The 12,930-nt window shown below is 71.7% G+C and carries 13 protein-coding genes; 8 read left to right on the forward strand and 5 right to left on the reverse strand.

Annotation, left to right across the window (positions count from 1 at the left end; genetic code table 11):
- Window positions 1-21: 21 nt before the first annotated feature.
- Window positions 22-417, reverse strand: a complete 396-nt coding sequence (locus F9C12_RS08800) for an SgcJ/EcaC family oxidoreductase (RefSeq protein WP_409465496.1) — start codon at window positions 415-417, stop codon at window positions 22-24.
- A gap of 13 nt (window positions 418-430) precedes the next feature.
- Window positions 431-1,612, reverse strand: a complete 1,182-nt coding sequence (locus tag F9C12_RS08805) for an acyl-CoA dehydrogenase (protein ID WP_409465497.1) — start codon at window positions 1,610-1,612, stop codon at window positions 431-433.
- Window positions 1,613-2,101: 489 nt separating this feature from the next.
- Here F9C12_RS08805 and F9C12_RS08810 point away from each other — a divergent pair, with 489 nt between their 5' ends.
- From F9C12_RS08810 to F9C12_RS08840, 7 genes are all read left to right on the forward strand, one after another.
- Entirely contained in the window at window positions 2,102-2,983 is an 882-nt protein-coding gene (locus tag F9C12_RS08810; RefSeq protein ID WP_409465498.1) for a helix-turn-helix transcriptional regulator, read from the forward strand.
- The gene (locus tag F9C12_RS08815) at window positions 2,980-3,276 is read left to right on the forward strand and encodes a hypothetical protein (RefSeq protein ID WP_409465499.1); all 297 of its coding nucleotides are present in this window, start codon (window positions 2,980-2,982) and stop codon (window positions 3,274-3,276) included. Before F9C12_RS08810 ends, F9C12_RS08815 begins: the two co-directional genes overlap by 4 nt.
- Before the next feature lie 172 nt (window positions 3,277-3,448).
- A complete protein-coding gene (locus F9C12_RS08820; RefSeq protein WP_409181503.1) occupies window positions 3,449-4,717 on the forward strand; it encodes a beta-ketoacyl-[acyl-carrier-protein] synthase family protein in 1,269 nt (422 codons plus the stop codon).
- On the forward strand, window positions 4,714-5,955 hold the full coding sequence (locus F9C12_RS08825) for a ketosynthase chain-length factor (protein ID WP_409465500.1): 1,242 nt from the start codon (window positions 4,714-4,716) through the stop codon (window positions 5,953-5,955). The genes F9C12_RS08820 and F9C12_RS08825 overlap by 4 nt, the downstream gene beginning before the upstream one ends.
- Window positions 5,952-6,191 (forward strand): acyl carrier protein, encoded by a 240-nt coding sequence (locus tag F9C12_RS08830; RefSeq protein ID WP_409181505.1) that lies wholly within the window; start codon window positions 5,952-5,954, stop codon window positions 6,189-6,191. The genes F9C12_RS08825 and F9C12_RS08830 overlap by 4 nt, the downstream gene beginning before the upstream one ends.
- 27 nt (window positions 6,192-6,218) lie before the next feature.
- Window positions 6,219-7,130 (forward strand): aromatase/cyclase, encoded by a 912-nt coding sequence (locus F9C12_RS08835; protein WP_409465501.1) that lies wholly within the window; start codon window positions 6,219-6,221, stop codon window positions 7,128-7,130.
- The gene (locus tag F9C12_RS08840; protein WP_409465502.1) at window positions 7,127-8,029 is read left to right on the forward strand and encodes an MBL fold metallo-hydrolase; all 903 of its coding nucleotides are present in this window, start codon (window positions 7,127-7,129) and stop codon (window positions 8,027-8,029) included. Before F9C12_RS08835 ends, F9C12_RS08840 begins: the two co-directional genes overlap by 4 nt.
- Window positions 8,030-8,606: 577 nt before the next feature.
- Here the strand turns inward: F9C12_RS08840 and F9C12_RS08845 are convergent.
- Genes F9C12_RS08845 through F9C12_RS08855 form a run of 3 tightly spaced genes read right to left on the reverse strand, consistent with a single transcriptional unit; the run spans window position 8,607 to window position 11,966 of the window.
- Window positions 8,607-8,912 (reverse strand): muconolactone Delta-isomerase family protein, encoded by a 306-nt coding sequence (locus F9C12_RS08845; RefSeq protein WP_409465503.1) that lies wholly within the window; start codon window positions 8,910-8,912, stop codon window positions 8,607-8,609.
- Window positions 8,860-10,506, reverse strand: a complete 1,647-nt coding sequence (locus F9C12_RS08850; protein ID WP_409465504.1) for a GMC family oxidoreductase — start codon at window positions 10,504-10,506, stop codon at window positions 8,860-8,862. Before F9C12_RS08850 ends, F9C12_RS08845 begins: the two co-directional genes overlap by 53 nt.
- The gene (locus F9C12_RS08855; RefSeq protein WP_409465505.1) at window positions 10,506-11,966 is read right to left on the reverse strand and encodes an aldehyde dehydrogenase; all 1,461 of its coding nucleotides are present in this window, start codon (window positions 11,964-11,966) and stop codon (window positions 10,506-10,508) included. Before F9C12_RS08855 ends, F9C12_RS08850 begins: the two co-directional genes overlap by 1 nt.
- A 155-nt stretch (window positions 11,967-12,121) precedes the next feature.
- Here F9C12_RS08855 and F9C12_RS08860 point away from each other — a divergent pair, with 155 nt between their 5' ends.
- Window positions 12,122-12,907 (forward strand): SDR family NAD(P)-dependent oxidoreductase, encoded by a 786-nt coding sequence (locus tag F9C12_RS08860; RefSeq protein ID WP_409465506.1) that lies wholly within the window; start codon window positions 12,122-12,124, stop codon window positions 12,905-12,907.
- Window positions 12,908-12,930: the final 23 nt, after the last annotated feature.

The raw sequence follows: 12,930 nt of genomic DNA on the forward strand, positions 1-12,930 counted from the left end.
CTTCACTCGCCGGGAAACGGCTCAGCGCGGGCTGTTCTGGTAGGCGGACAGGAGCCACTGGCCGTCGCGGCGGAGCACCACCCACGACGCGCGGATGGCGTTGGCAGCGGACACCTCGCTCTCGCCGGGGCGCAGCACGCCGCCCTGGGTGAGCAGGACGGCCGCGTCCCGGCCGAGCGGGCGCAGCGACAGCGGCTGGCCGGTGACCTGGGTGCCCCGGTATTCGTTCTGGTAGGCCGCTTTCAGGAACTCGCGGATCTTCTCCCGGCCCGCGCAGTACACGCCGGACAGGATCATCGTGCCGTCCTCGGTGAAGAGGTCGGCGAACGCGTCGTGGTCGTGATAGGCCCAGGCGGCGATCACTTTCCGGGTCAGCGCGGCGACGGCCGCCTGGTCCGATTCGGACAGCGCAGTCATGGGATTCCTTCCGCTAGAGGTAGAGGGTGTCGGGCTCGAGCCCGCACAAGATCCGGCCGTACAGCTCGTCGTTGGTGTCCGGGTGCATGAGCGCGTGCAGGCTGACCGCGTGCACGTCGCGCTGGATGCGCTGGATCGGCACGTCGGAGTAGACCGACGAACCGCCGCTGGCGGTGGCGAGCACGTCGACCGCCTCCTTGACCAGCCGGACCGCCGCGCCGAGATCGGCCCGCACGCGGGCGCGTTCGGGCAGGTCCCAGCCGCTCCCGCCGGCGGTTTTGCGGTCGACGGTGTCCGCCAGCCGGTAGGCGTGGAACTCGGCCTCGTCCAGCTTCCGCGCGGCTTCGGCGACCTGAAGGTGGGTCAGCGGAGCCGCGCTCTGGCTTTCGTAGCCGGTGTAAGTGATCTTGCGGCCGGGCAGCCGGGCGAGGAACGCGTCCATCGCGGCCCGGCCGAGGCCGAGCACCGCACCGACCGAAGAGGCCGAAGCGACCGGCAGCAGCGGGGTCCGGTAGATCGGCGACGCGGCGCTGACGGGCGAAACCGGGTTCCCTTCGAGGACCGTCGCGAGCGGCAGGACCCGTTCGCTGGGCACGAAAAGGTCCTTCGCGACCGTGCTGACGCTGCCGGAACCGCGCATGCCCGAGGTCTGCCAGTCGTCCACCACCAGCAGGTCCGTCATCGGAACGAGGGCGACCACCGGATGCGGCGGCCCCTCCTCCGGCACGTGCACCGAGATGATCTCCTGCCATCCCGCGTGCAGCGCGCCGCTGATGAACCCCCACTTCCCGTTGACGACGATGCCGCCGTCGGCGGGCGCGGACATCGCGCTCGGGCTGAGCGTGCCGCACACCCGCGCGTCCGGATCGGCGAACACCTGCTCCTGGACCTCGTCCGGGAACATGCTCGCCATCCAGCCGGGGATCCAGTACACCGACGTCACCCACGCCGCCGCGCCGTCGGCCCTGCCGAGCACGGCGGCCACGTCGACCAGCGTGCGCGCCCCGGCCTCGTACCCGCCGAAACGTTTCGGATGGCGGAGCCGGAACAGTCCCGCCCCGGCCAGCGCGGCAATCGCCTCGGTGGAAAGCCGGCGGTTTTCCTCGGACCAGGAAGAATTGTCGCGCAAGACCGGAACAACCGCGTTGGCGCGGTCGACAATTTCCTCCCGGAAGCGCCGATCGGACGTCACCACACAACCTCCTCTAGGGAATCTGGAATGCACGGCCCGGTCCTTCGCGGCAATAGCCGCATTTCGCCGGAGGGGTCGGCGCCCAGGCACCGAACCTTCTCAGGCCGAGTTAAACCGCCGCGTCTTCGCCGCTGCCCTTGCCCGGTTGTGCCGAACGCCTGGGACCGGCCGGGCGCCCCGCGTGACCGGTCACACAGCGCGAGCGCATCCGCTGAACGTGTAACAGCGATCAGGTTAGGAGGACCCGGCAACTTCGTTACGGAGCGCCGAGATATTAGGCCGTTCGATTGACAGGCCCTCCTCGAACGGCCGCTGACGGCAGACCCCCCGACGGCGCAGCGTCAATCCGGGAAGGCGCGTTGCTGACCCATTAGCATGCCGCTTTCTTCCGTTCTGCTCCTTCGCTGACCGACGGGTTCGATTTCCGCTACCTTGGTTCGAGGCACGAACGCCGAAGGCATCTGCGAGTACGCCAGCTGGGGGAAATGAACCGTGATCGATCACGCCGTAAATAAAGCGCTGCAGATTATTCACGAGAGATATTCCGAACACCTCACCGTCGCCAGCATATCGGAGGAGATCTTCGTCAGTCCGTTCTACTTCTCGCGAGCGTTCCAGAAGGTCACCGGCACCCCGCCGAGCCGATATCTGAAGGCGCTCCGCCAGTTCGCCGCGAAGCGGCTGCTCATGACCACCTCGCTGACCGTGTCCGACGTGGTCGCCGCGGTCGGCTACGCCAGCGTCGGCACGTTCTCCAGCAGGTTCCTGCGGGAGACCGGCATGACCCCGACGCAGCTGCGCGACCCCGCGGTGCGCGACCTCTTCGGCGCGGTCGGCCCGGGAATGCGCATGATGCCGTCCTTCGAGCTGACCGCGGCCGCGCACCGCGCGCAGCCGCCGGGCGCCCGGTCCGCCGGCTCGGTGACCTGCACGGTCTCCGTCCCCGCCGGACACGCCCCGGCCGACGTGATCGTCGGGGTCTTCGACACCGTCGTGCCGCAGGGCGCGCCGGTCGCCTGCGCCGCGGTCCGGCGGACGCGGTCGGCGGAGATCTCGCTGGGTTCGGTCCCGGCGGGCCGCTGGCATCTGATCGCCCTGGCCGGCGACGGTTCCGGCGGCGCGGACTCCGGTCCGCACCTCCTCGGAGTCAGCCGGGCACTCTGCGTCCGGCCCGGCCGGCTGACGGCCGCGGAACTCGCGCTGCGCCCGCCGCGGCTCAGCGATCCGCCGATCGCGACCGTCTTCGCGCGGCCGCCGGCCCGGCTCTCCGCGCTGATCCCGGCCGCGCGGGCGGGGGACGGCCCGGCGGGCGGCGGCCCGTGGCCCGCCGCCCCCGGGCCAGTGTGGACCGACCGGGTGATGTCGTCCCGATGACCGAACCCCGGCCGGATTCTCCCGCGCTGCCCGCCTCGGACGCGGCGGAACTGCGCGCCCGGCTCACCCGGACGGCCGTCCGGCTCCGCGGCCTCGGGACGCCCGCCGACCCGGTGCTGTGGGCCGCGGCGTCCGCTTTGGATACCGCGGTCCTGTTGCTGGCCGGGCACGCCGAGCCCGCGGACCGCGGCCCCGCGGCGCGGCGCGCGGCGCTGCTCGAGGCGCTCGGCAGCGCCCGCGCGGCGGTCGGCGCGGTGACTCACGCGCTGCGGGAAACCGCGGGAAACCGCTGACCGAAACGCTTTCCGCCGCGGCTGTGCCGATATTGCAGCGAATCGCCAGCGGCCGCGGAGATCCTGAACTGGTCTCGACCACTTTCCGTCCTCGCGCACTTCACCGGAGGAACCGTTCCATGCAGTCAGCGCCAGCCCTTCCGCCGCCGGGAACCCGCCCCGGGCGGCGGATATGAAACGCCGGGCGGTCATTACCGGAATCGGGGTTCTCGCCCCCGGCGGCACCGGAGCCAAGGAGTTCTGGGACCTGCTCACGTCCGGCCGCACCGCCACCCGCCTCATCTCGTTCTTCGACCCGAGCCCGTACCGGTCCCAGGTGGCCGGCGAGTGCGACTTCGATCCGGCGGCCGCCGGGCTGGACGAGCGGGAGACGCGCCGGATGGACCGCGCGGCCCAGTTCGCCGTCGCGTCCGCCCGGCAGTGCGTCGCCGACAGCGGGCTGGAATTCGCCGGCGTCGACCCGCACCGGGTCGGGGTGACCGTCGGCACCGCGGTGGGAGCCGCGACCAGCCTCGAACGCGAATACCTCGTCCTTTCCGGACGCGGCCGGGACTGGAGCGTCGACCACCGCTACGCGACCCCGCACCTGTTCGACTACCTGGTGCCGAGTTCGATGGCCGCGGAGGTCGCCTGGTCGGTCGGCGCGGAGGGCCCGGCGGCGGTGGTCTCCGACGGCTGCACGTCCGGCCTCGACGCGATCGGCCACGCGGCCCGGCTCATCGAGGAGGGCTCCGCCGACGTGATGATCGCCGGCGCGGCGGACACCCCGATCACGCCCATCGCCGTCGCCTGCTTCGACGCGATCCGCGCGACCACGCCGGACAAGCACGATCCGGCGACCGCGTCCCGCCCGTTCGACGCCACGCGCAACGGCTTCGTGCTCGCCGAGGGCGCGGCGATGTTCGTCCTGGAAAGCCACGAGCACGCGCTCGCCCGAGGAGCCCGGATCTACGCCGCGGTCACCGGTTTCGCCACGCGCTGCAACGCCTACCACATGACCGGCCTCCGCCCGGACGGCCGCGAGATGGCCGAGGCGATCCGCTGCGCGCTGGACGAATCCGGCACCCATCCGTCCGAAGTGGACTACGTGAACGCACACGGCTCGGGCACCCGGCAGAACGACCGGCACGAAACGGCGGCGTTCAAACGCAGCCTCGGCGAACACGCCCGCCGGGTCCCGGTCAGCTCCATCAAGTCCATGGTCGGCCACTCGCTCGGCGCGATCGGCGCGATCGAGGTCGCGGCCTGCGCACTCGCGCTGAACACGAACGTCGTGCCGCCGACGGCCAATCTCCACGAACCCGATCCGGAGTGCGACCTGGACTATGTTCCGTTGACCGCACGCGAAACGCGCGTCGACACCGTGCTCTCGGTAGGCAGCGGATTCGGCGGGTTCCAAACGGCGCTCGTGCTGCGATCCCCCCAGGCGGTGCTCCGATGACCCGCGCACTGATCACCGGCATCGGCATCGTCGCCCCGAACGGCTGCGGCACCGAAGAATACTGGACCGCCACACTCGCCGGACGCACCGGAATCGCCCCCTTGCCCGGAAAGGACTACGACACCTACCCCGCCCGTCTCGCCGGGCAAGTGACCGGATTCGACGCCACCGCAAGGGTTCCGCCGCATCTGCTGCAGCAGACCGACCGGGCCACTCAGCTCGCTCTCGCCGCCGCCGAAGACGCCTTGGCCGACGCCGGGGCCGAGCCCGCTCGGCTGCCCGAGTACGACCTCGGCGTCGTCACCGCCAACGCGGCGGGCGGATTCGCCTTCACCCACCGCGAAATCCGGAAACTGTGGACGCAGGGGCCGGAGTTCGTGAGCGTCTACGAATCGTTCGCCTGGTTCTACGCGGTGAACACCGGGCAGATCTCCATCCGGCACGGCTTGCGCGGTCCCGGCGCGGTGCTGGTGTCCGAACAGGCCGGCGGGCTCGACGCGCTCGGCCAGTGCCGCCGGGTGCTGCGCGGCGGCACCGGGCTCGTGCTCGGCGGCGGGCTGGACTCCGCGCTCGATCCGTGGGCGTGGGTTTCCCAATGGGCCAGCGGACGGCTCAGCGACAGCACCGACCCGGCCACCGCCTATCTCCCGTTCGACCCGCGCGCCCGCGGGTACGTCCCGGGCGAGGGCGGCGCGGTTCTGGTGCTGGAGAACGAGGAATTCGCCCAGGCGCGCGGAGCCCGCGCACACGGGGAGATCCGGGGCTACGCCGCCACTTTCGATCCCCGGCCGGGCTCGGGCCGTCCTCCCGGGCTGGAGCGGGCGATCCGGCTGGCCGTCGCGGACGCCGGGCTCGATCCGGGCGAGATCGACGCGGTTTTCGCCGACTGCGCCGGGATTCCCGACGCGGACGCGGCCGAGGCGCGGGCGCTGGCCGCGGTGTTCGGGCCGTACGGGGTGCCGGTCGCCGCGCCCAAGGCGCTGGTCGGCCGGCTGTATTCCGGCGGGCCGCCGCTCGACGTCGCCACCGCCCTGCTCTCCCTGCGCGACCACGTCCTTCCCCCCTGCGGGACGCGGCTGCGGCCCGACCCGCGCCACCAGCTCGACCTCGTGACCGGCGTACCCCGGCACACCCGGCTGCGGCATTGCCTGGTGCTCGCCCGCGGCGCCGGCGGATTCAACGCGGCTGTCGTGGTCAGCGGCGCCGCCCCGACGACTACCGGAGGAACCGCACCATGACCATGGAAGAACTGCGCGCGATTCTCGTCGAATGCGCCGGGCCGACCGAGGAGCTGGCCGGAGACCTCGCCGACGCGGAATTCGCCGCGCTCGGCGTCGATTCGCTCGCGGTGATCGAGACCGCGGCCCGGATCCGGCAGCGGCTCGGCGTGGTCGTGCCCGACGCGGTGGTCGCCGACCTGCGCTCCCCCGCCGAACTGCTCGCCGCCGTCAACGCCGCGCGCGCGGCCGGCTGAGCCGTCCGCGACCAGAAAGGCACTGCCATGATCGAGCACAGCCTGCATTCCGTCGTGGTGCCCGCGCCGGCCGACGTCGTCTTCGGACTGGTCGCCGAGTCCGCGGACTGGCCCGTCGTGTTTCCCCCGACCATCCACGTGGACCACCTCGAACGCAGCGCGACCGAGGAACGGTTCCGCATCTGGGCGACCGCGGGCGACCGGGTCAAAGACTGGGTCTCGCGGCGCAAAATCGACCGTGCCGCACGCGTGATTTCCTTCCGGCAGGAGGTGTCGCGCCCGCCCATCGCCTCGATGTCGGGCAGCTGGCATTTCACGCCGGTCGCCGGCGGCACCGCGGTCGACCTGCGCCACGAATACACGCCGGTCGAGGACGATCCCGGCGCGTCGGCGTGGATCCGCCAGGCACTGGACGCCAACAGCGAGGCGGAACTGGCGAGCCTGCGCGTCGCGGCGCTCGGCGGCCCGGTGCTGAAGTTCTCCGACGCACGATGGATCGACGGACCGGCGGAACTGGCGTACCGGTTCATCGACGAAGCCGAGCACTGGCCTTCGCGGCTGCCGCACGTCGACGGGCTCGACCTGACCGTCGGCGAGGACGGCGAGCAGCGGATGACGATGTGCACGATCGGCGCGGACGGATCCCGGCACACGACCACGTCCGTGCGGATCCGGCTGGAATCGAGCATCGTCTACAAGCAGACCGCGCTGCCTCCGCTGCTGTCCGGGCACAGCGGGCGCTGGGTGTTCGAGGCGGCCGGCGCGCGCTGCCGGGTGACCTCCGAGCACACCGTGGCGATCAAGCCGGACGCGGTGGAAACCGTGCTGGGGGCCGGAACCACGCTCGCCCAGGCGCGGGACTTCGTGCGCCGCACCATCGGCGGCAACAGCCGGGCCACCCTCGAGCACGCGGGCCGTTTCGCCGAGACCGCCCGATGAACGCGCCTTATCTCGCCGAACTGGCCGACGGGATCTTCGGGTACGTCCAGCCCGACGGGGGCTGGTGCGTGAGCAATTCCGGCGTGCTCACCGGCGGCGGCGAGGTGGCGCTGGTCGACACCCTCGCCACCGCCGCCCGCACGATCGCCTTGCGCACCGCGGTCGCGGACCTCGCCCGCGGTCCGGTGCGGACGGTGGTCAACACGCATTTCCACGGAGACCACACGTTCGGCAACCAGTTCTTCCCGGACGCGACGCTCGTCGGGCACCGCCGGACCCGCGCCGAAATGCTCGGCGCGGGCCTCGGCCTCACCCGGCTCTGGCCGGACGTCGACTGGGGCCCGATCCGCGTCACGCCGCCGACGGTGGTCTTCGACGACCAGCTGACCCTGCACGTCGGCGACCGCGAGGCGCGCCTGCTCCACGTCGGCCCGGCGCACACCACGACCGACGTGGTGGTGTGGCTGCCGGAGGAACGGGTGCTGTTCGCCGGGGACGTCCTGATGTCCGGCTGCACGCCGTTCGTGCTGATGGGTTCGCTGAGCGGCTCGCTGTCCGCCGTCGCCGACCTGGCGCGGCTGGGCGCGGAGAAGGTGCTGTGCGGACACGGTCCGGTGGCCGGACCGGAGGTGTTCGAGGAGAATTTGGACTACCTCCGCTGGCTCCGGGATACGGCCGAGGACGGCTGGCGGGCCGGACTGCCGCCGCTGGAACTGGCCCGCCGGACGGAACTGGGCCGATTCCGCGAACTCCGGGACCCGGAGCGGCTGGTCGCGAACCTGCACCGGGCGTACGCCGAACTCGACGGGGCGCCTCCCGGGGCGGAACTGGATGTGGTGGCGGCGTTCGGGGAATTGACTGCGTTCGCTGGGGGGCGACCGCCTGCTTGCTACGCATGAAGAAGGTCCCCGGAGCGCCAAGCACCCCGGGGCGCACCGCTTGAGGCGGAACTGGACGTGTGACGGCATCCGGGGAACTGACCGCCTAGACCGGTGCCTGCCACGCATAGACGAGGTCCCCGGCGCACCCGAGCATCCCGGGGGACCTCACTCATTCCGCCGCCGGAGTCGGCTCGAACGACCCCGAGAACTCCCCGGAACCAAAGCAGACTGAACCACACCGGTTACCCAGGCTGCGGCAACCGGAGCGCCTGGTCACGCATCTGCACCGCCCGCCTCCACGCATAAACAAGATCCCCGGCGCGCCAAGCACCCCCGGGGACCTCACTTCATCCCCAACGGAGTCGACTAGAACGCCCCGAAGCCAGAGCCCACGGAACCGCACCGGTTCCGCGGGCTGCGAGAAGCAGAGTCGCGAAACTGCACCACCCACCCCACACAAACAAGGTCCCCGGGGGGCCAAGCACCCCGCAGACCTCACTCATACCCCCACCGAAGCCGATTCGGGAACGAGAGTCGCGAACCGCACCACACACAAACAAGGTCCCCGGAGCGCCAAGCGCCCCGGGGACCTCACTCATTCCCCCGCCGGAGTCGACTCGAACGACCCCGAGAACTCCCCGAAATCGGTCAGCGGCACGACCTCGAAATCCAGATGCGCGCTGATCGGATTGTCGTACAGCGCCGCCAGCAATTCCTCGTGCGACCCGACATCCGCGATGAACAGCCCGCCCGACGCGCCGACTCTCGTCCACGCGTGGGTCACCACTCCGCGTTCCAGCAGGCCTTTCATGTACGCCACCCCCTCCGGCAGCCGGCGGCGGTAGTCCTCACCGGTGATGCCGTTCGGGGCCTGCGTGGCCAGGATCGCGAATTTCGCCATTTCCCACTCCATTCGTCGGTGAAATCTCTTCCCGGATGAATTCCGCGCACCGTTCGCCGATCATCAGCGCGGGCGCGTTCGTGTTTCCGCGCGGGATGGCGGGGAACACCGAGGCGTCCGCGACCCGCAGTCCGTCGATCCCGTGCACTCGGAGTCGTTCGTCCACCGCGCCGTCCGGGCCCATCCGGACCGTTCCGGACGCGTGGAAGGTGTGCGCGCCGGTTTGCCGCAGGTGCCGGATCAGCGCTGCCCGGTCGCGGCCTTCCAGCAGCGCGCGGCCGAGGTGGCCCGCCATCGGGCGGCGGGCGGCGATGTCCTGGAGCAGGTCCAGTGCGCGCAGGCAGGCGGCCAGTTCCGCGTCGGTCGACAGCAGGTTCAGGCGGACCTGCGCGCGCTCGTCCGGGCGGCGGGACCGGATCAGGACCGAGCCGGTGCTGACCGGAGTCAGGTACGACGCGCCCATGGTGATCGCCGGGGCCGGGTGCGTGCGGCCGTCGGCGGCGAAGAAGACTGGGGCGAACAGCAGTTGGAAGTCCGGCGCGGGCAAGCCCGGTTCGCTGCGGACGTGCGCCAGCGCCTCGCCGGCGTTGCTGGTGAGTTTCCCGGTCCGGCGCAACGCCCATTCGGCCAGGTAACGCAGCCGCGGCAGGTTCGCGCGGCCGGTCACGTCGTGCAGGCCGACCTCGTCCGAGGCGATCTCGTACTGCAGCGACACGAGCGGATGCTCGGCGAGGTTCGCGCCGACCGCGGGCAGGTCCGCCTCGACCGGGACGCCCAGCGCGCGCAGCCGGTCCGCCGGCCCGATTCCGGACCGCTGGAGGATTTCCGCGCTGCCGAACGTCCCGCCGCACACCACGATCCGGCCGCTGGCGAACGCGGTCCGGAGCGCGCCCCGGTGCACGTAGTCCACGGCCACCGCCCGGCCGCCGCGGAGCCGGACGCGGTCGGCCAGCGCGCCGGTGACCACGGTCAGGTTGGGCCTGCCGAGCGCCGGGCGCAGGAACGCGGTCGCCGGGTCGCACCGGGAACCGCGCAGCTGCGTCACCTGCGGCCGTCCGACGCCGTCCTGCTCCGCGCCGTTGAAGTCGGCGTTCGGCCGCAGGCCCGCGGCGACCGCCGCGACGATCCATTCGTGCGTCAGCGGATCCGGCGACGGGATCTTGGTGACGTTGAGCGGGCCCGCGGTGCCGTGGTACTCGTCCCGGAACTCCTCGTTGTGCTCCGAGCGCCGGAAAAACGGGAGAACGTCCGCATAGGACCAGCCGGGCACGCCCCAGCCGTCGTAGTCGAGGCGGTTCCCGCGGATGTAGAGCATGAGGTTCATCGACCCGCTGCCGCCGAGCATCCGGCCTCTTGGATGGGCCAGAACCCGGCCGTGGTAAGCCGGTTCTGGTTCGCAGCGGTAGTCCCAGTCCACTTTGGACCCGAACTGCGCCGCGAACGCCGCCGGGATCCGCACCTGCGGCATCCGGTTGGAGCCGCCCGCTTCCAGCAGCAGGACGCGGTGCGCCGGGTCCTCGGAAAGCCGGGCCGCGACCGCGCATCCGGCGGTCCCGCCGCCGACGACGACGGTGTCGTATCCTTCCGCGCCCATCAGCGGTCCCATTCCCGCCGCGGCAGGTAAATCGACTGCGGCTCCCGGATCGCGGCGAACGCCTCCGGGCCCAGTTCCCGGCCCAGCCCGCTCGCCTTCGTGCCGCCGAACGGCGCGCCGATGTCCACTGTGTACCCGTTGACGCCGACCGTGCCGGTGCGCATGCGCCGGGCGAGCGCCAGGCCGCGCTCCTCGTCGGCGGTCCACACCGTTCCGGCCAGCCCGTAGGCGCTGTCGTTCGCGAGCGCCACCGCGTGGTCCGGGCTCTCGTACTCCAGCACCGCGAGCACCGGGCCGAAGATTTCCGTCTGGCAGACCGAACTGCTGTTCTCGAGACCGGTGAACACCGTCGGCTCCACGTACCAGCCGCGTTCGAAGCCGGCCGGCCGTCCGCCGCCGGTGGTGATCCGGCCGCCCTCGGCCCGGCCCGCGGCGACGAGCTTCTCGACCCGGTCCCGCTGCCGCTCGCTGACCAGCGGGCCGAGCTGGGTCGCCGGGTCGAGCGGATCGCCGACGCGCAGTCCGGCGGCCATCGCCGTGACCGCGTCGACCACCTCGTGGTACCGCCGCCGGGGCGCGAGGATTCTCGTGGACAGGTAACAGGTCTGGCCGTTGTTGCCGAGCGTCGCCGCGGCCAGCGCGGGAAGCGCGGCGGCCAGGTCGACGTCGTCGAGCAGGATCGCCGCGGACTTCCCGCCCAGCTCCAGCGTCACCGGGCGGAGCAGCCGTCCGCATTCCCGCGCGACTTCCCGGCCGGCGGCGGTCGAACCGGTGAAGGCGACCGCGTCCACGCCGGGATGCGCGACCAGGTACGCGCCGACGTCCGCGCCGCCGGGCACGATCGACACCACCCCGTCCGGGAAACCGGCCTCCGCGACGGATTCGGCGAGCAGGAACGCGTCGAGAACGGTCTCCGGAGCCGGTTTCACGACCACCGTGCAGCCGGCCGCCAGCGCGGGCGCGATCTTGGCGAAGGTCAGCGTCTGCGGGAAATTCCACGGCACAACGGCGGCCAGCACCCCCACCGGAACCTCGCGCACGACAGTCGTGCCGCCGCTCAGGTTGCGCCGCAACGCTTCCTCGGGCAATTCGCTGGCGAGCGCCGAGTAATACCGGAGCAGCATCGCGGGTACCACGCCTTCGCTGTACGCGCCGACGCTGACCGGCATGCCGTTCTGCGCGCTGACCCGGCGAACCGTTTCGGCGCTGCGCTTCTCGAGGATTTCCGCCAGGCGCAGCAACACGTCCGCCCGCCGCGCGGCAGGCCAGCGGGACCAGCCGCGCGGATCGTCGAAGGCTTCCCTGGCCTCGGCGACCGCGAGATCGATGTCGGCCGCCGTGCCCTCCGGCACGCTTCCCAGCGGTTCCCCGCCGGCCGCCGAGACGGCCCCGATGCGGTTCCGGCCGGCCGGGTCTGCCCAGCGGCTGCCGATGAGCAGCTCCTGATAATCGAAGGTCATGGTCTCTCCCGGACGACGTTTTCGGGCCTGCTCCCACCGTGCCGGGCGCGCCTTCAATCCGGCTAACCAACCGGTCACCCCCGGCTCTAGCGAGGCTGAAGGTCCTTTGTGCACGGTGGAGGAGGACAATTCCCCTTACCGAGAAGGAGTAATCGATGACGGACGGCGGCAAGCCGGTGGCCTTGGTGACCGGAGCCACCCGGGGCATCGGACTGGCGGTGGCCGAGGGCCTCGCCAAGGACGGCTTCCGGCTTTTCCTCTGCGCGCGCACCGGCGGCGACGTGGACCGCACCGTGCGCGAGCTCAGCGCGGCGGGCGCGGACGTCGCGGGCGCGGCCTGCGACGTGACCTCGTCCGCCGCGGTCGACGCGGTAACGCGCGAGGCAGTCGAGCGGTTCGGCCGCGTCGACGTGCTCGTCAACAACGCGGGCCGAAGCGGCGGCGGACCGACCGCGCAGCTGACCGACGACCTGTGGACCGACGTCCTCGCGACGAACCTCAACAGCGTGTTCTTCGCCTGCCGGGCCGCGCTCACCACGGGCGGGATGCTGGAGCGGGGGTCCGGCCGGATCGTCAACATCGCGTCCACCGGCGGAAAACAGGGCGTTGTCCTCGGCGCGCCCTATTCGGCGTCGAAGCACGGGGTCGTCGGGTTCACCAAGGCGCTGGGCCTCGAACTGGCGAAGACCGGGATCACCGTCAACGCGGTCTGCCCCGGCTACGTGGAAACCCCGATGGCGCAAGAGGTCCGGGCGAACTACGCGCGGATCTGGGAGACCACCGAGGACGACGTGCTCAGCCGGTTCACCGCCAAGATCCCGCTCGGCCGCTACACCACGCCGGACGAGGTCGCCGGGCTCGTCCGGTACCTGACCACCGAAGCCGCCGCCCCGATCACCGCGCAGGCGATCAACGTCTGCGGCGGACTCGGCAACTACTGAACCCCGCCCAAGCCGGAAGGGAC

It is taken from the genome of Amycolatopsis sp. GA6-003 (assembly GCF_046267895.1).
In the GTDB taxonomy this organism is placed as follows: domain Bacteria; phylum Actinomycetota; class Actinomycetes; order Mycobacteriales; family Pseudonocardiaceae; genus Amycolatopsis.